This window comes from Streptomyces sp. NPDC094034, from assembly GCF_040303865.1.
Lineage (GTDB): Bacteria > Actinomycetota > Actinomycetes > Streptomycetales > Streptomycetaceae > Streptomyces.
In genome coordinates this window covers 40737-57922 of sequence record NZ_JBEOUD010000009.1, presented here as the reverse complement: position 1 = coordinate 57922, position 17186 = coordinate 40737, and the positions used below count along the sequence as shown (strand labels likewise).

Sequence of the window (17186 nt, the reverse complement as noted above, 5' to 3'; positions counted from 1 at the left end):
GACACCACATCACCCTTCCTGGACCACGCGTCCCGATCCGGGGATAATAGCATCCCTTAGCCCATCGAGCAGCTTGTCCGGAATTCCATAGAGATGGGGCCCCTTTGTGGGGTCAGAGATCTCGGGATATTCCTTCAGAAGGGCCTTCCATTCCTGTCGGGTAAACGCTGAACCGTCCGGGTGGTCATCCTTGTTCTGGGGGAGGGCGTCATTGTGAATGGAATCGCGATATGACCGGGGGATTTCGTACGACACAATTTGACCGCCGTCGGAACGGAATTCAACCGTGTGCCTGATGTCTCCGCTCATATTGAGGTAAAGCTTCCCGTGCCCGGTGATCGTCACCTCGCCGTTCTCTCCGATGTGGACGCGCTGGCTCAGCGGGTGGTCCGTCTGTTTGCGGTAGACGGTCACCGCGTCGTCCGGGCAGCCGATGGGTGCGAGCCCCAGGGGGTCTGCCGAGGTGTGAGGGTTGTGGACGTAGGCGGCGGGGTTCGGGGCGGGTGCGAGACCGAGGGGGTCCGGCGTGAGGTACCGCGCGGTTTCCGGGTCGTAGTGGCGGAAGTAGTTGTAGTGGAGACCGGTTTCCGGGTCGAAGTACTGACCGGGGAAGCGCAGGGGGGTGTACGCGGTGGAGGTGCGGGACCAAGTGGTCGTGCCCCACAGTGCGGTGCGGGTGCGCCAGACGATGTCCCCGGACTCGTCGACGAGTTCGGTGGGCGCGCCGACGAGGTCGGTGACGATGGCGAGGAAGCGCCGGTCGATTTCCGGTTGGGACGCGTCGGCCGCGGTGATGCGTTCGGTCTGGGCCAGAGGGCGCAGGCCGGAGTGGTCCCAGGTGAGGACAACCGGGTGGGGAAGGCCGGGTGAGGTGGTGGTCTGTTCGCAGAGCGTGGCGCCGTCCCAGGTGAAGGTCACCTGCTCGACCACGGTGGTGCCGTCGGGAGCGAGACGCCGTTTGGCGGTGCGGCGACCGAGCGGGTCGTAGACGTAGCGCCATCGGGTGCCGTCCGGGGTGGTGACGGCGGTGAGGCGGTCCTCGGCGTCCCACTCGTAGCGCCAGGTGTCGGGTCTGCGTGACAGCCGGGTCTTCTGGCGCAGGACGATGCGGCCGGCAGCGTCGTGTTCGTAGCGGACATTCCCGGCGCGGGTGATGCGCGTGCCGGTGTAGGTGCGCGGACCGATGGCCTCCTGGCCGGGCATGAACGCCGGCCAGGAGGCAGTGGTCTGGTTGCCGGCTTCGTCGTAGGCGTACGTCTCGCTCCAGCCGTCCGCCCGGACCGAGGTGACACGGTCGGCCGCGTCGAGGTCGAAGCGGCGGGAGCCGGAGAGTTCGTCATCGATGCCGGTCAGATTGCCGTCGGCGCGATAGGTGTAGGCACGGCGGTTCAGGCTGCGCCCGCAGGAGGAGATCTCCTGCCCGGTGACGCGTCCCGCCGCGTCCCAGGCGGTCGTGAAGGTGAGTATCTCGCCGAACCGACGGGTCAGCTCGCGTCCGGTCGCGTCGCGGTCGAAACGCACGTCGTGGCCGCCGCTGGTCTGTCGTGCGAGACGCCCGGCGGCGTCGTACGCACAGGTGGTGACCTGTCCGGTGGGGGTCACCCGGCGGGTGCGGCGGCCCAGGGCGTCGTAGGCATGGGTGGTGGCCCGGCCATCGGACAATTCGGTCTTGATCTGCCCACGGCGGTCGTACTGGTAGATCAGTTCACTGTCCGGGCCCGCGGCGTGGATCAGATGGCCGGATTGGTCGTACGAGTAGTTGGTGATCCGGCCGGCCGCGTCCTTGCGGATCACCCGGCCGGAGAGGTCGCGCTCGTATCGGATGACCTCGCCCAGTGGCGTGGTACGGCTGCTCACCCGGCCAAGAGAATCGAGATCGTAACGGAGGGTGCGCTCGTCGAAGTCCGTCTCGGCGATGACCCGGCCTGCCGCATCGTAGGCGTAACTCCACGTCAGACCCTGGGGATTGGTCACCGTTGTCAGGCGCAGTTCCGCGTCGTGGCCGAATTCGTAGCGGGCGCCGTCCGGGCCGGTGCGCGCCGCGAGGAGGTCGAAATGCGTGTACTCGTAGCGGGTGGTTCGGCCAAGGGAGTCGGTGTGGGTGAGGCAGTTGCCCTCACCGTCGTAGGTCCACGATTCGGCGGCGCCGTCAGGCCCAGTACGGCGGGCGAGTCGGCCGTCGGCGGTCCACTCGAAGGCAGTGACCGATCCCAACGCGTCGGTGATGCGTACGGGGCGGCCGAAGGCGTCGCGCTGGAAGCGGGTCGTTCCGCCGAGCGGGTCGGTCACTTCCATGGGCAGACCGGCCCGGTCGCAGCGTACGGTCGTCACAGCGCCGAGTGCGTCGATGACGTTCGCCGGACGGCCGTGTGTGTTGTAGCTGTAGCGCGTGGTGTGTCCCGCGGGGTCGGTGAGCGCCGTCCGGTTGCCCCGCTCGTCGAACTCCTGCTGCCACGTGGCACCGCCCGGTGCGGTGATCTCGGTTGTGTGACCGGACGGGTCGTGTACGGCGCGGACCTGGCTGCCGTCGGGGCGGGTGAGTGTGGTGAGCCGACCCTCCTCGTCGTAGATGTAGGCGGTGGTGCGGCCGAGGGGGTCGGTACGGGTGAGCTGGTTGCCGCGGGCGTCGTAGGTGAAGCGAGTGGTGTGGCCGAGCGGGTCGGTGGTGGCGAGGACGCGGCTGCCGTCGCCGATGAGGTGGTGGGTGGTGTGGCCGTCAGCGGTGGTCAGTGTGGTGGTGCGATGGCCGCCGGCCCGGTTGGGGGCGCCGTAGGCGAGGGTGAGTTGGAAATGGCCGGCCTCGCCGCCCTCGGAGATGACCCGGTGCTGGTCGTCGTAGGTGTAGGCGTAGCGGCGGTTGTTGGAGTCGATCCAACCTGTCACTCGGCTGTGGTCGTCGTAGGTGAAGGCGAGTGTGGCGCCGGAGGGCTTGGTGACGGTGGTGAGGTTGCCGTCCGTGTAGCCGTAGGCCATGACGGGCTGGGCGGGCTCGCCGTCCGTTCCGGCCAGTGTCAGTGCGGTGACGCGGCTCTCCGCCGTCGTCAGCGTCAGGTGGTATCCGGCCGAGTGGGCCATCGCCAGGGGGGTGCCGTCGTCGGCGCGGTCGATGCTGACGGTGTTGTCGTTACGGTCGGTGATCTGGACGAGCCAGGCGTCGCCGTCGTCGCCGGGCTCCGTACCGGGAGGGGCGGTGAAGTGCCGGGTCAGCCAGGTGTCGGTGTCGGTCAGCGTGTAGTCGCCGGTCTCGTCGCGGCGCAGAACGCTGTGGCCGGCGCCGGATTCCGGATGAGTGGGCAGGCCCGGGACGGGGTGGGGGTAGGTGATCAGGAGTCCGTCGTCGGTGACGTGGATGACACCGTTGGCGTCGATCTCCAGGCGTTCGTCGACGGTGGAGGACCAGGACGGGCCGAAGAAGCGGCCCGCGGTGTAGCCGGATTCGACGCGGCGGGTGAAGGCCAGCGGGAGCGTTCCTGGGAGCACCACATCGGTCTGGGGCAGGAACATCCGGCCCGTGGCGAGGTCGACCGGGTCGGTGCCCTTGGTGGTGCGCTCCTTGTCGGGGCGGTTGTGCGTGCCGTCCGGGGCGTCGTCGACCAGACGGCGGGTCCGGTTCGCGTCGGCGGCCAGGTCGGCGGCTTCCTTCGCGATCCGCGCGGCCTTGACGCCCGCGCCGCCGCCCCCGGTCGCGGCGGTCATCACCAGGTCGGGGACCAGTCTGCCGAAGCCCTCGGCGGGGTCCTTCATGAAGCCGGTGACCATCTGTTTGCCCGCGCCCCAGGGGTCGTTGGCGACCTGGACCAGTCCGGCTGCGGTGTTGTTGAGAGAGAGGGCGTACTCCGCGGGGTGCGTGATGTTGTACGGGTCGGTGGGGTTGACGCTGCGGGCGAAACTGAGCAGTCCCGCGGTGCCCTTGACAATGCCCGCACCGAAATGGGTCTGTATGACGTCGAGTTCGCTCATGCCGTCGACGACCTGTTCGGCGTATGACGGTTTCGGTGGCGCTGCGTCCCGGGCGGCGGACACGGCACCGCGCGCGGTCTCGGCGGCCGTGTTGCGCTGGCGCCGGGCTTCGGCCAGGATCTCCTGCGCCTCTTCCATCCGGGTCTTGCCAGGATCGATGAACTCGCCCGGTTTGGGCGGCAGGGTGGCCGGGTCGCGTTCGTCGGCGGGCTGGGCGTTGTAGCGGTCGGCCGCCTTGTTGTACGTGTCGACCTTCGCGTTGTGCGCGTCCCACGCCTCTTCGGATGCCTTCGTGCCCGCTTTCCACTTGTCGATCGCGCTCTGCGCCTGCCCCTGGGCCCATTCGACAGTCCCGGCGAATGCCTCCAGCGCGCCGGCGGCCTTCCCGCAGGCGTCCGCGCCCTTGAACCACTTCGGGGGCTCGATCGCCACTTTCGCCCGGAAAGCGTCGGCGGCCTCCCCCTTGAGAGCGGCCGAGTCGAGGCCCTTCAGTCCCTGGCCGACGTTGTTGAACGCTTTCTGGAAGTCCTTGAGATGAGACGCGTTCTCACGCAGCTTCGACGGACTGCCGTAGACCAGCTTCGTCTTGTCCTCGGTCTGCCCGAGGTCCATCTCGTCGACCTCGGCGCCCATCCGGTTCGCCAGCGAACGGGACTGGTCGCGTATCCAGTCCGCGCCGGAGTCCCAGCCGGCGTCCTTCAGCCGGTCGGCGGTCCAGTTCCCGGCGTCCTCGACACGGTTCCCGGCCCACTCCACACCGTCCTCGACCACGTCCTCGACGACATCCGGGGTGAGGTCGCTGATGAAATCGCCGATCCCCATGTTCTGGTCTCCCCCGCTGATTCTGGATCAGTTGCCCGCGTTGCCCTGCTCCTGTTGTCGGGCGCGTTCTTCGGGTGACGGACCGAATGTGTCGTCCACCGCGCGGTCGAAGTCGTCCTGGTCGACGCCCACGAGATCGTTCAGCGCGCTCGAACGCTGTCCACCCATGCCCTCCGTCAGCACCGCCCGCCCGGTGTCCTTCCAGGTCTGCACGGCTTCGTCCCGCGCCTGCTGGAACGACTCCGCACTGTAGTCAGGACTCAGATAGTCCGGGGTGAGTACGTCGCCCCAGTTCTGCTTGACGATCTCGTCCTCGGAGGCGTGCGGATTGCCGACCGCGGCGTTCACCGCGATCTTCATCGTGCCCTCGACATACTGGTCCTCCTCCCAGAGGATCCCCGCCGCCAGACCCAGCTTCGCCGCGATGGTGTTGGCATCCTGGATCAGGGCCCGTACGCCCCACTCCCAGCGTTCGCAGTAGTCCTCGAAGTCGACCGACAGGCCATGGTGCCCAGTCTCCATGCCGGTCATCGACAGGCCCGAGAATCCCTTGCCCAGCACCGCCCCGGTTCCCGTACCGAGATCCCGCAGCTCGGACACCGCCGCCCGCAGCCCCTTGGTGATCCGCTGGACGCTCTCCTTGCCGACCCTCAGGTCCTCCGCGCCCTCACCCATCGGACCCGCCCCCATGAATGTCATCGGCATCGACGGCGACCGCGTCCGGCACGATCCCTGTCACCGGCGGAAACAGCATCGCCCCGGCCGGATCCGCGACATTGATCGCGACCCCGGCCGGCTCGTCCATCGCCGGGATGATCTCGTCCAGCAGCCGCGCCCCGCGCAGCTCGGCGAACTCCCACGCCCGACCGGTGTCCCGCCCGTCCCCGGAGTCACGCGCCCGCACGAACCGGGCCAGCGCGCCTTCATCCGTGAACCCACAGATCCAGCGCACCCCACCGAACTCCGCGGTCCACAACCCGCCGGCGTCGACCGGCACCAACACCAGCGCCCGCCGCAACTCCCCGACCAGCGCCCGCGGATCCCCCGCCCCCGCCCGCCGCTCGGCAATCCGCTCCACAAGCGCCATCCCGTCGACCACCCGGAACCCCCCTACGCTTCGCTGTCCCAACGGCATGTCTTTCGGCACCGTAGGACACGGACCGGTGAACTGGCCACCGAACTCAGGGAACGAACGACGATCTCGGCCAGGCCGGACGGGAGACAGCGAGCAGAAGACCGCCGCGTCCACGCCCAACGATGAGGGCGTCCGGTACGCGACGCTGAGTATGGTCCGGACAGAAAGTCCCGAGGCTGTGGCCCGGGGCTTACTTATGGAGCGGGTGACGAGAATCGAACTCGCGCTCTGAGCTTGGGAAGCACCTGGTACTGGATAGGCTTGCGCGCCTCTGAGCTGGGAAAACTACCTCGGTGACACCACAATAGGTGAACGGGCCAACGACGACCTGCTCTCCTCGGAGCACGGCGTCCGCGCGGTGAACGTGATCAACGCCGTGAATGACAGCGTCTGATCGTCTCCGACGTATGCACAGGTGTGCTCCGGTCGCCGGTCCGTCCCGGCGCCGGGGTACACCCGTCGATCGGGATCACCAGCAATGCGGGCGGACGAACCATTGCCAGCCCCCACACTCCGCCGGCTGCACCGGCATCTCGGCGGGCTTCGCCTGTTTCACCCGTTCCGGAGTCCAGAACTTGAGGACCTCCTCGCGGGTCGCTGTCTCTCGGCGCGTCTCCACGCCGTCGGAGCCCCCCGCGTCCAGGACCGCAGCCGACACGGCCGCGCCGGAGAGTGCGATCGACCCGACGGACGCCGCGATCACGATCCACGCGCGGGGCGGCAGCGTGGCACGGCGTTCGCCACGGCGGGCGGCACTCATCGGGTCCCCCTGCGCTGCGGATCGGCGGCCTCGGTTTCGTGGCCCCAAGTATGCATTCGCCGCGTCCGACTCTCCAACAGCTCTTCTGTGAGGGACAGTTGGCGATTCCGCGTTCCTCGACGGCATGGCCCGCATCCGCGTCTCACCGCCGGGCTCCCTTGCCTCCCCGGAGGCCCAGTCATCGCAACGGGCCCGCACGACGCATACAAGAGGCCGCGCTCGCACGCGCTGATTGTCGCGCCAGTTCGTCGAAGGAACTCTCCCGGACCACACGGACATCACGGCTGACCAGTGAGCGCAGTGTGGGTCACAGGTCGACGAGTAGCTCGCGATGGGGATACCGGACCAGGTCGTCGTGCTGGCCCTCGGCCAGAACGATGCGGTAGTAGCTCATTCGCAGCCGGGGCCGGTCGAGATCGAACGTGGTCGGCCCCGACCACGCAAGGTGGAGCGGCAGACTCACTGCGCCGTGCACAGGTCCGGCAAGCTCGGAGAGCGTCCGGGCAGGCGCCGAGCGAACTTGACACGGCGGAGATCGGAGAGATCGGGCTGCGATGCCATACGTCGAGTTTCCAGCAGGAGGGCACGGCACGCCGCCAGGTTCGGGGCGAACGGCCACAGAAGCGACGACTGAGCATGAGAAAGCCCCAGGTCGCTGACTGGGGCTTTTGTATGGAGCGGGTGACGAGAATCGAACTCGCGCTCTGAGCTTGGGAATCACCCAGTACTGCGTAGGCTTGCCCGCCTCTGACCTGGGAAAACGCGTCCCTGGGAGCGTGCCGCAGTGGCCTCGTCCGGGCCCCAGCTGACCGCTGTTCACCGTCCTGACTGGCACGTAGTGGCACGCACATCCCCGGGTGGTCAGCTGAGACGCTGGTGGTCGGCCGAAAGCTGAGCGGGAGCGGCCGCGTTCGGTACGGCAGCGGGGCCCGGACCGTGCGTCGCGGCCCTGGCCCTGCCCCGTGCGGTGCCGCCCCGCGACAGTGGTGCGTCAGCTCTGTGCGGTGTCGTCGCCCGTCTGCCCGGCGCCCTCGGCTGCGCCTGCCTTCTCGCGGATCTTGCGCACCAGCTCCGCCTTCCGGTCGGCGGCGCCCTTGCGGTCGAGGTTGCGGTGCGGACCATTATTCTGCCGTTCGGCGCGGGACAGCCTCTTGCGCTGGCCCCCGCCCATGCCCACAGGATTATTGATGTTCTTGCTCACGGTCATAGGTACTCCCGCAATGATGTGAAGTGATCTACGGATTCATCGGTGGGGGACGGGCGCGGCGACGCCGAGGGACGTCAGCAGGGGCCCATCACGCTCTCACTCGTAAATCGGCGTCCTGGCCTTCGGCCGAGTATGCGCCGTGCACGGACATGCTGGTCATGTATCAGTGCAAGCGTGAGACTTCGATCCCGAACTCCCCGATCGCCCGCGCCACGACCGTGCCCGCCATGGTCTCCAGCCGCGGGGCAACCGCGTCCAGCGCCCGGACACCTACGGCAGGAACCCTCGTACCGCTCGGCAAGAGCATCCCGGATGTCGAGGAGGTTACCGGCCTTCAGCGCGTGACGATCCCCGGGGCGGGTGCCCGGCCGGGCCGCGGGACGGCCGGCGCGAGGCCCGCGCTGGTAAGGTTGGGTCACGCTTGCAGAGAGGCTGGGCCCGTGCCGGACAAGGTACGGGCCCAGGTCCGTTCAGGGCGCCGAAACGAGGAACCTCCAATGAAGGCGAAGCAGTCGGCCTCCGGTCGCTCCGGACCCGACAGGTCCGACCAGGGGAGGGCCCCGCGGGGCGAGCTCTCGGTGCCGGGGTCACCGGCGCCTGGCCTCCCGTCGACCGGCTCCTTCGCGGAGCTGGAACTGCCGGTCGAGCTGATGGGGGTGCTGGCGGGGCTCGGGATACGGGAGCCATTCCCGATCCAGGCGGCCACCCTGCCGAGCGCGCTGGCCGGCCGGGATGTCCTCGGCCGCGCGCGGACCGGCTCGGGAAAGACCCTCGCCTTCGGGCTTGCGCTCCTCGCACGTACGGCGGGCCGGTGCGCCGAACCGAAGCGCCCTCTCGCGCTGGTCCTGGTGCCGACAAGGGAACTCGCGCAGCAGGTGAGCGAGGCGCTGGCTCCCTACGCGGAGGCGCTCGGGCTACGCTCGGTGACTGTGGTCGGCGGGCTGGCGATCGGCCGACAGGTGGCGGCGCTCCGGGCGGGCGCCGAGGTCGTGGTGGCGACGCCGGGACGGCTGGCCGATCTCGTCGCCCGGCGGGACTGTCACCTGGACCGGGTGCGGATCGCGGTGCTGGACGAGGCGGACCAGATGTGCGACATGGGTTTCCTGCCGCAGGTCTCGGAGACCCTGGACCGGATGCCCCCCGGCGGGCAGCGAATGCTGTTCTCCGCGACGCTCGACCGCAACGTCGATCAACTGGTCAGGCAATATCTGAGTGAGCCGGTGTTCGCCGCGGTCGATCGGGCGGAGAGCTCGGTCGCGACGATGGACCACCACGTACTGAACGTCCATCCCGCCGACAAGTACGCGACAGCCACCGAGATCGCGGCCCGGGACCGGCGGGTGCTGATGTTCCTGGACACCAAGCACGGTGTGGACCAGTTCACCCGCCACTTGCGGAGCAGCGGCATACAGGCGGGTGCTCTGCACAGCGGGAGGTCGCAGCCGCAGCGCACGCACACGCTGGCCCAGTTCAAGGACGGGGAGATCACGGTGCTGGTGGCCACCAACGTTGCTGCCCGTGGCATCCACGTCGAGCACCTGGACCTTGTCGTCAACGTGGATCCGCCCTCCGACCCCAAGGACTACCTCCACCGCGGCGGGCGCACCGCGCGTGCCGGGGAGTCCGGCAGCGTGGTCACGCTGGTCACGCCCGGCCAGCGCCGGGACGTGAACCGGATGATGTCGGATGCCGGGATCCGGCCCACGGTCGCTCAGGTTCGCTCCGGCGAGGAGAGGCTGACCAGCATCACAGGCGCGAAGCGCCCGCCGGTGCAGGACGGGGCGAAGACCGGCAACGCGGCGTTCCGGGGTCTGGGTACCCGCGCGGGCCGCCCGCCGAAGGAATCCCGCAAGGCCGCGGAGGCGCGCACGATGGCGGAGGCCCGCAAGGCCGCCCGAGCGCGCAGGGCCCACTGACGGGCGGTACGGCCGTCGCGGTCGGGAGACACAAGGAGGCACCCACTGCCTCGCATCGAGTGGAGCGTCAAGGAGTGACGATGGCGAACAGGGTCCAACGACCCCACGAGGAAGCCGAGTTCGAGTTCATCCTGACGAGGGCGGACGTGCTGGTGCTCGCGTACTTCCACGGGGTGTGGCCCAAGGCCGCGGCAGCATGCAAGGAAATGGATCCCCTGGTGCGGGAGGTGGCCGACGCCTACGAGGGCCGACTGATCGTCATGCGGGCCGACATCGCAAGGTGCCCCGGCCCCGTACGACGGTACGGCGTCACCGGCGCGCCCTCTTTCGTGCTGATCGATCGGGGCGAGGCGATCGGGGCCGGGAGCGGTCCGATGTCCAGGACAGCGCTCGGGGAGTTCCTGGACGCCCACCTGTGAGCAGGCCGCATACCGGCCGGCGAGGCTGCGCCCGCAGCGACCGGCCCGGGCACCATCGTGGCCGCAGATGTACGACTCTTCACCGAAACCGGCGAGTGCCCCGGTGAGGTCCTGGTGCTCGCGCAAGGCGGCTACCCGTCATGGCTGGAAGTCTGCTCATCGAACGACGAGATCGAAGTGAACCTGGGCGCCGCGCGTCGGTGGATGAGCCACCCCCGTGATCACGGAACGCCGGCGTCCAGCTCTCTCGAATCAGGACCTCACCACGATTCAACCGACATCAAGAGTTCAAGTTCGGTAGCGGACGGGCCTGAGTGACCCCAACTTCCGGTTGCTGATTGTCGGCGCCGGTACTTGGTGCGGGGGAGCATCCCTATCTGTACCCGCAGGAGAACGGCGATTTCAGACGACGATACTCGGCAGGTCGCCGAGACTCGTGTCGCTGCACCGATTGACCGCCAGATGTTGTGCACAAGTGGTGCGTGGTCTTCGAATTGGACTAGACGATAAACAACCCCCGGGCCGCTGGCCTGGGGCTTTTCTTTGGAACGGGTGACGAGAATCGAACTCGCGCTCTGAGCTTGGGAATCACCGCTCCTTGTTACATCGGCAGCCCTCTGAGCTGCGGTAAAGGGCGTTCGCGCAAACCCTTGGGCTCGGTCTGGCGCCCGCTGTTGATGCGGATTACCGCCCCGTCGGGCACGGATGTGGCACGGGGATGACAGGGCCTTCTGATCCGTGAGATCGGGTGGCGCGCTGCGACAGGGGCCGATGACCCTCCCGTTCCGGCTGCCGAGGTTGGCACGCATGGGCGTTTGTGTGCCGCAGTTGCCGTCAGGGTTGCGGTCAACTCCGAGCGCAACGAGAAAGCCCGCCCCCGAAAAAGACAGCGTCAAGGGCTCTGAGCCCCCGGCGGCCGGTGGGCCCTGGTTTCCACTGTCTGTGGGAGCCGGCCGACATGCGTAGTGATCCGACCTCACGCCCCTCTACCCCGCAGACAGTCTCGTCACGGACATTCGGCCATCACTCCGGCGCACCGGCGGCCTGCCTCGATCGGCGGCCCGGGGCACACATCCGGCTCTCTTTGACGTGCACTGCGCCACGGGGTTCGTTTATGTGATGACCGGCAACTCTCTGTGACCGTCGATGAGGCCGCAGGACGGCCCCACGACGCTGAGGAGGTAGGACTCTGATGAGGCTTGATTTCGGTTCGCGTCTCGCAGCGGTGGCCATCACCGCAGCGACAGTGATCGTGACGGTGGGCCAGACGGCATCCGCCGCGCCGGTGGGCGGGGACGGGAAGCCGTTCCTCGGGCCGCTGCACACCGTCTCCACCGTCGCGTCGACGGTTCCGGCCAACGGTGACCTGAACCCGTACGGCACCGCCCTGGTCAAGAAGAGCACTGGTGACCTGCGGCGCGGCGACGTGCTGGTCAGCAATTTCAACAACGCCGCGAACCAGCAGGGCACGGGGACCACGCTCGTGCAGATCAGTCCCGAGGGCGAGACCAGACTGTTCGCTCAGATCAACCCGAGCAAGCTGCCAGGACCGTGCCCGGGGGGCGTGGGGCTGACGACCGCACTGTCCATCCTGCCGGGCGGCTGGGTGGTGGTGGGGAGCCTGCCCACGGCCGACGGCACGTCCGCCACGGCGAAGGCCGGGTGCCTGATCGTGCTGGACAAGCATGGCAAGGTCCGCGAGACCCTCAGCGGCAAGGGGATCAACGGTCCCTGGGACATGACCGCGACAAGCCACGGCGACAAGACTGATCTGTTCGTCACCAACGTGCTCAACGGTACGGTCGCCGCCGGCGGCGACGTCGTGCGGCGGGGCACCGTGCTGCGGATCACCCTGCACCGCCACGACGACCGGCCGCCGACCCGTGTGGCCACGACCGTGATCGGCTCGGGTTTCGCCCAGAAGACCGACCCGGCGGCCCTCGTGATCGGGCCGACGGGTGTCGGCCTGCGGGACGGGACGCTCTACGTGGCGGACACCGAGAACAACCGCATCACCGCGATCCCGGACGCGCTGAAGCGGGACACCAGCGACGGCCCCGGCCGAGTGGTCACCACCAACCAGCACCTCAACGGCCCGCTCGGGTTGGCAATCGCTCCGAACGGCCACATCCTCACCGTCAACGCCGGTGACGGCAAAATCGTCGAGACCACCCCGGACGGCGCCCAGGTGGCGGTGCGCAGGCTCGACAGCAGCGGTACGCCGCCGGGAGCGGGCGCGCTGTTCGGGCTCGCGATCGCGGAAAACCCCGACCGGGTCTACTTTGTCGACGACGCAACCAACACGCTGAACCTGCTGAGCCGATCTTGAACCGCTTGCACGGGGGGCTGATCCGGCCCTGTACAAGCACAGGCAGTCAGTGCTTCCGGCTCGGACCAGGGAGGGGCTGACCGCGCACCCCGAGACAGAGGTCGCCGAGGCGATCGACGCTCGCGTACGTTCGGAGCGCGAGAAGTCCAAGCAGGTTGAGGCCAGCTCGGACGATCGGGCACCGGGCACCGGGCACCGGGCACCGGGCACCGGGCACGGAACGGGGACGAGACGCCTAGGCAGGAGACAACAAAGGAGGCCCAAGTCGATGACTTGGGCCTTCGTCGTGGAGCGGGTGACGAGAATCGAACTCGCGCTCTGAGCTTGGGAAGCTCATGTTCTACCATTAAACTACACCCGCGAGGCGAGCCGGTGATCGGCTGCGCATCGTCGGACACTCTACCTCATCGCGGGCCCCGGGCGTATTGCGTCGTGGGGCCCCTCGCGTTCCGGGTGGCAGGGAGCGGGCGCGGTTGTGGGGTGGATGTGGGGGTGGCGGGCGGGAGTTGGGGCGTAGGGTCGGGGCGGAGTGCCGTTGGCGGGTGGGTTTCGTTCATCCCCTAGTGTGGGCTTTCGTCCGCGTTTGTTGGGGAAGGGACCTGATGGACTTGATGGAGCGCACCGTCGTCCGCTGTGCCGAAGGGCATGTGTTCAGTACCGCCACGTTTCCGATGCAGCAGCTCGATTCCGGACGGATCGGTCCCGGGCGGCTCATCCGGTGTCCGCGGTGTGCGCGGTTGCGGCATGCCGTGCCCGTGGAGGCCGCGGTGGTGGAGCGGCACTGACCGTAGTGGCTCAGGCGCGCGGGGCTGCCCGATTGGGGCGGGCTCGCGCGCTCTGCGTATCCTCGGGGCGTGCTTCTCTCAGACAAGGACATCCGGGCCGAGCTCGAATCCGGACGTGTGCGCCTCGAACCGTATGACGTGTCGATGGTGCAGCCCTCCAGCATCGATGTGCGGCTCGACCGGTTCTTCCGGGTGTTCGAGAATCACCGCTATCCGCATATCGATCCCGCCGTCGAGCAGGTCGATCTGACGCGCACCGTCGAGCCGGACGGGGACGAGCCGTTCATTCTGCACCCCGGGGAGTTCGTGCTCGCGTCGACGTACGAGGTCATCTCGCTTCCCGACGACATCGCCTCCCGGCTGGAGGGGAAGTCCAGCCTCGGCCGCCTCGGGCTGGTGACGCATTCGACCGCGGGCTTTATCGATCCCGGTTTCTCCGGGCATGTCACGCTCGAACTCTCGAATATGGCGACCCTCCCGATCAAGCTCTGGCCCGGCATGAAGATCGGGCAGCTGTGTCTTTTCCGGCTCAGTTCGCCGGCGGAGTTCCCGTACGGCTCGGAGAGGTACGGCTCGCGTTACCAGGGACAGCGGGGGCCGACCGCCTCCCGCTCGTATCTCAATTTCCATCGGACACAGGTGTGATACGGGAATGACCGAGACCCGAGAGAACCTCACGTACGAGAAGTTCGGCCGCGCCGTCCGCGAGCTGGCGCAGACGATCGCCGACGACGGGTACGAGCCCGATGTCGTGCTGAGCATCGCGCGCGGTGGTGTGTTCGTCGCCGGTGGGCTCGCGTATGCCCTGGACTGCAAGAACATCCATCTGGTCAATGTCGAGTTCTATACCGGGGTCGGGACCACCCTCGCGATGCCCGTCATGCTCGCGCCCGTTCCCAACGTGATCGACTTCTCCAACAAGAAGGTCCTCATCGCGGACGATGTCGCCGACACCGGCAAGACGCTGAAGCTGGTGCACGACTTCTGCATAGACCATGTCGCCGAGGTGCGCAGCGCCGTCATCTACGAGAAGACCCAGTCCCTGGTGAAGTGCGAGTACGTGTGGAAGCGCACCGACGACTGGATCAACTTTCCCTGGAGCGTCGAGCAGCCCGTCGTCCGCCGCGGCGGGCAGGTTCTGGACGCCTGACGCGCTGACACGGCGCGTACCCGTAGTACGCCGAAGGGGCCCGGTGATTCTCCTGGCAGGAGATCCGGGCCCCTTCCGGGTGCGTGGTGGCCGTGGTGGCCGGGGTCCGCTACAGCGTGCCCAGTTTCAGCAGTGACAGCAGCGCGATCAGCTGGATCGCCGACGCGCCCAGCGCCTTCGGCCAGGGCAGGTCGTGCGACTTGCTGACCATGACCGTGAACAGCGCGCCCGCCCCGATCCAGGTGAGCCAGCCGAGCACCTGCACCAGCGAGTTCTCCCCGCCGAGGAAGAGCGCGAAGACCAGGCGCGGGGCGTCCGTGATCGACATGATCAGCATGGACAGGCCCACGGTCGGCTGCCAGGCGCCGTCGCCGCCGAGCTGGCGCGCGAGCGTGTGGGTCACCGCGCCGAGGATCAGGCCACCGAAGACGAAGGCGATGCCGGTGGTCAGTACGTACGGAATGGCCGTGGAGAGGGTCGCGTTGATCGCGTCCTCGCGGGCCGTGTCGAAGCCGAAGATCGCCAGCAGGCCGTAGACGAACGTCACGATCAGGGCAGGGCCCCAGACCGGGTAGTCGCGCATCCGCAGGAACGTCTCGGAGGGGCGCAGTACGACGCCGCTCAGCAGTTCCTTCCAGTGCAGCCGGGGGCCCGCGGGGGCCGCGGCCGCGCCGGCGCGGTACGGGGTCCCGTGGCCGTAGGGGTCGTCGTTGACGCTGAAAGCCTGGGTGTGACCGGGGTCGTTGGCGTACGGGTCGCCGGGCCGGCCGCCGTGTCCGCCCTGCGGGGGGTGGCCATACGGCCCGTGCTGCCCGCGTGCGCCCTGCGAACCGTGCGGACCGTGCGGGTCGTACGGGCCCGGCTGTCCCTGCTGGCCGTACGCGTCGCCGAAGTACTCCGGTTCGCCATGACCACCGCCGTGCCCGCCACCGCCGTGCCCGCCACCGCCGTGCCCGCCACCGCCGTGCCCGCCACCGCCATGCCCGCCACCGCCGTATCCGTTCGGTGCGCCGCCGCTGGCGGGAGGCCACTGCTGTCTGCCGTACGGGGGCGCGGCCTGGTGCCCGCCTCCGTAACCCGGGGGCGGCGCCTGCCGTCCGTACGGCTGTTGCTGCTGCCGCTGCGGTTGTTGTTGCGGGGTGCGGTTGTCCCGGCCGCGTCCGATCCTGAATCCAGCCACGCGATCGAACGTACCCGGTCCGGGCGGGTCGGGTAGCTGAGGTGGCGTAACGGGGGGTCCTTTGCGGCCGAGCTGTGACATCCCCTAAGGGAACCCCGTGGGGACAGCCCCCCTTGGCCGCCGGGGACCTCTCGCCACCCCCCGGCCCTATCCGAGGAAGATCGATGTACTGAACGTGATCACGGGCCGGTCGGCTCCCGACGCGTACAGCGCGATCAGATCCGTACGCTCGCCCCGGTGGGTGCGGGTCACCAGATCCTGGCGCCCGTCCCCGCGCCCGTCCCCGGTGAAGTCGGCCGAGGCGAGGAGTTCCGTCACGGCCCGGCCGGACCCCGACGGGAGCCGGGGCGCGGTCGGGAACCGTACGGCCTTGAAGCGGTACGCGCCTCCCGCGCGCCCCGGCCCCTCCGGGCCGCCGAGCAGCAGCTCGCCCGTCGCGGCGCGGCCCGGGGCGCGGGCCCGGGCCAGGTGGACGAGGTCGTCGTAGCCGTCACCGTTGACATCGGCCTTGGGCGTGGGCGCTTCGAGGACCGGGCCGCCGCCCGGGATCGGCGCGGAGGCGGCGCGTGGGGCGCCGGTGCGGCTGAAGGGGCCCCGGAGATAGCTCACCTGGCCCGCGCTCGCGGTCACCGCGAGGTCCATCTCGCCGTCGCCGTCGAAGTCGCCGCAGACGGGGTGGTCGGGCCACTCGTCTCCGGCGCGGGCCTTGGCGGGGATCCGGAGGACAACCGCCCTGCCACGATCACCGCCCGCGCCGCCATCACCGTCACCGCCCCTGCCGTCATCACCGCCACCGCCCGCCCCGAGGCCATCGGGACCGCCGAAGAGGATCTGGAGCGGCACGGGCGGGGCTCCGATCCCGTCGTACGGCGGGTCCGTGGTGACGATCAGGTCCCCGAACCCGTCGCCGTCCAGATCGCACGCGGCCTCGGCGTCGAACGCCGAGGGCAGCACGCCGTCGACACGGGCGCCGTGTTCCCGGGGGCTGAGGAGCTGGCGCACGGCCGGATCAACACCGCGGGCCGTGCCGGTGCCGTACACGATCCCGATGCCCGCATCATCGCCGTAGGTGTCGCCCGGGGCCTTGACCAGGTCGTTCAGTACGAGGTCAGGGTGGCCGTCACCGTTGAAGTCGTCGGGGACACGGCTGCCCTTGCCGCGCGGTACGGGACGACGAGGGGCGCCGGAGCGGCCGGAGAGGGGCTCGGTGTCGCCGTTCTTGTCGGCCGTCGTGCCCTTGCTCCCGTCCTGGCCGCCGCCTCCGTCCGGGCCCGAGAAGGCGGTGCAACCCGTCAGCAGCAGCGCCGTACAGACGGCCGCGCACACCGCCGCGCACGCGGCCGTACGGAACCCACGCCCGCGCCTGCGTCCATGCCCGCGTTCGCGCCCGCCTCCACGCCCGCGTTCGCGTCCGCGCCTCACCGCGGCCCCGGGAGCCGCCTTCGCTGTCACGCGTATGCGCATGTCCCGCTCACCCGTCGACCCGTCGACCCGTCGACCCGTCCACCCATCGCCCATGCACC

General features: G+C 69.0%; 13 protein-coding genes, 1 tRNA gene and 1 pseudogene. 6 read left to right on the top strand and 9 right to left on the bottom strand.

The window, feature by feature from the left end; all coding sequences use genetic code 11:
* Positions 1-9: 9 nt before the first annotated feature.
* The 6 genes and pseudogenes from ABTZ59_RS11135 to ABTZ59_RS11110 form a co-directional block, all read right to left on the bottom strand.
* Positions 10-4782 (bottom strand): putative T7SS-secreted protein, encoded by a 4773-nt coding sequence (locus tag ABTZ59_RS11135; RefSeq protein ID WP_351394173.1) that lies wholly within the window; start codon positions 4780-4782, stop codon positions 10-12.
* A 27-nt stretch (positions 4783-4809) separates the two neighbouring features.
* Positions 4810-5457: a hypothetical protein gene (locus ABTZ59_RS11130; RefSeq protein WP_351394171.1), complete on the bottom strand. Its 648-nt coding sequence runs from the start codon at positions 5455-5457 to the stop codon at positions 4810-4812.
* On the bottom strand, positions 5450-5869 hold the full coding sequence (locus ABTZ59_RS11125) for an SseB family protein (RefSeq protein ID WP_351394168.1): 420 nt from the start codon (positions 5867-5869) through the stop codon (positions 5450-5452). Before ABTZ59_RS11125 ends, ABTZ59_RS11130 begins: the two co-directional genes overlap by 8 nt.
* 517 nt (positions 5870-6386) lie before the next feature.
* Complete coding sequence (locus tag ABTZ59_RS11120) at positions 6387-6677, bottom strand: hypothetical protein (protein WP_351394165.1); 291 nt, start codon at positions 6675-6677, stop codon at positions 6387-6389.
* Between the two features lie 178 nt (positions 6678-6855).
* A pseudogene (locus tag ABTZ59_RS37355) lies at positions 6856-7238 on the bottom strand (transcriptional regulator).
* A 430-nt stretch (positions 7239-7668) separates the two neighbouring features.
* Positions 7669-7884, bottom strand: coding sequence for a DUF6243 family protein (locus tag ABTZ59_RS11110; RefSeq protein ID WP_066943173.1), 216 nt, complete (start codon positions 7882-7884; stop codon positions 7669-7671).
* A 497-nt stretch (positions 7885-8381) separates the two neighbouring features.
* On the opposite strand from ABTZ59_RS11110, the gene ABTZ59_RS11105 reads away from it, so the two are divergent.
* From ABTZ59_RS11105 to ABTZ59_RS11095, 3 genes are all read left to right on the top strand, one after another.
* Positions 8382-9800 carry a DEAD/DEAH box helicase gene (locus ABTZ59_RS11105; protein WP_351394157.1) on the top strand — a complete coding sequence of 473 codons (1419 nt, stop codon included), beginning with the start codon at positions 8382-8384 and terminating at the stop codon, positions 9798-9800.
* An 80-nt stretch (positions 9801-9880) separates the two neighbouring features.
* A complete protein-coding gene (locus ABTZ59_RS11100; RefSeq protein ID WP_351394154.1) occupies positions 9881-10219 on the top strand; it encodes a thioredoxin family protein in 339 nt (112 codons plus the stop codon).
* A 1192-nt stretch (positions 10220-11411) separates the two neighbouring features.
* The gene (locus ABTZ59_RS11095; protein WP_351394151.1) at positions 11412-12548 is read left to right on the top strand and encodes an NHL repeat-containing protein; all 1137 of its coding nucleotides are present in this window, start codon (positions 11412-11414) and stop codon (positions 12546-12548) included.
* A gap of 287 nt (positions 12549-12835) precedes the next feature.
* Here the strand turns inward: ABTZ59_RS11095 and ABTZ59_RS11090 are convergent.
* Positions 12836-12909, bottom strand: a tRNA-Gly gene (locus ABTZ59_RS11090).
* A 241-nt stretch (positions 12910-13150) separates the two neighbouring features.
* Between ABTZ59_RS11090 and ABTZ59_RS11085 the strand changes: the two genes are divergently transcribed.
* The 3 genes from ABTZ59_RS11085 (at position 13151) to ABTZ59_RS11075 (ending at position 14483) form a co-directional block, all read left to right on the top strand.
* On the top strand, positions 13151-13333 hold the full coding sequence (locus ABTZ59_RS11085) for a hypothetical protein (protein WP_351394148.1): 183 nt from the start codon (positions 13151-13153) through the stop codon (positions 13331-13333).
* A 69-nt stretch (positions 13334-13402) separates the two neighbouring features.
* Positions 13403-13978 (top strand): dCTP deaminase, encoded by a 576-nt coding sequence (dcd, locus tag ABTZ59_RS11080; RefSeq protein ID WP_351394145.1) that lies wholly within the window; start codon positions 13403-13405, stop codon positions 13976-13978.
* Positions 13979-13985: 7 nt separating this feature from the next.
* Entirely contained in the window at positions 13986-14483 is a 498-nt protein-coding gene (locus tag ABTZ59_RS11075; protein WP_351394142.1) for a phosphoribosyltransferase, read from the top strand.
* Positions 14484-14592: 109 nt separating this feature from the next.
* On the opposite strand, the gene ABTZ59_RS11070 is transcribed toward ABTZ59_RS11075, so the two are convergent.
* Complete coding sequence (locus ABTZ59_RS11070) at positions 14593-15663, bottom strand: Yip1 family protein (RefSeq protein ID WP_351394139.1); 1071 nt, start codon at positions 15661-15663, stop codon at positions 14593-14595.
* A gap of 147 nt (positions 15664-15810) precedes the next feature.
* Positions 15811-17127 (bottom strand): FG-GAP repeat domain-containing protein, encoded by a 1317-nt coding sequence (locus ABTZ59_RS11065; RefSeq protein WP_351394136.1) that lies wholly within the window; start codon positions 17125-17127, stop codon positions 15811-15813.
* Between the last annotated feature and the right edge of the window lie 59 nt (positions 17128-17186).

Coding starts and splice junctions, on each gene's coding strand:
- ABTZ59_RS11135 (WP_351394173.1), bottom strand. CDS start 4,782: ATGGGGATCGGCGATTTCATCAGCGACCTCACCCCGGATGTCGTCGAG.
- ABTZ59_RS11130 (WP_351394171.1), bottom strand. CDS start 5,457: ATGGGTGAGGGCGCGGAGGACCTGAGGGTCGGCAAGGAGAGCGTCCAG.
- ABTZ59_RS11125 (WP_351394168.1), bottom strand. CDS start 5,869: ATGGCGCTTGTGGAGCGGATTGCCGAGCGGCGGGCGGGGGCGGGGGAT.
- ABTZ59_RS11120 (WP_351394165.1), bottom strand. CDS start 6,677: ATGAGTGCCGCCCGCCGTGGCGAACGCCGTGCCACGCTGCCGCCCCGC.
- ABTZ59_RS11110 (WP_066943173.1), bottom strand. CDS start 7,884: ATGACCGTGAGCAAGAACATCAATAATCCTGTGGGCATGGGCGGGGGC.
- ABTZ59_RS11105 (WP_351394157.1), top strand. CDS start 8,382: ATGAAGGCGAAGCAGTCGGCCTCCGGTCGCTCCGGACCCGACAGGTCC.
- ABTZ59_RS11100 (WP_351394154.1), top strand. CDS start 9,881: ATGGCGAACAGGGTCCAACGACCCCACGAGGAAGCCGAGTTCGAGTTC.
- ABTZ59_RS11095 (WP_351394151.1), top strand. CDS start 11,412: ATGAGGCTTGATTTCGGTTCGCGTCTCGCAGCGGTGGCCATCACCGCA.
- ABTZ59_RS11085 (WP_351394148.1), top strand. CDS start 13,151: ATGGACTTGATGGAGCGCACCGTCGTCCGCTGTGCCGAAGGGCATGTG.
- ABTZ59_RS11075 (WP_351394142.1), top strand. CDS start 13,986: ATGACCGAGACCCGAGAGAACCTCACGTACGAGAAGTTCGGCCGCGCC.
- ABTZ59_RS11065 (WP_351394136.1), bottom strand. CDS start 17,127: ATGCGCATACGCGTGACAGCGAAGGCGGCTCCCGGGGCCGCGGTGAGG.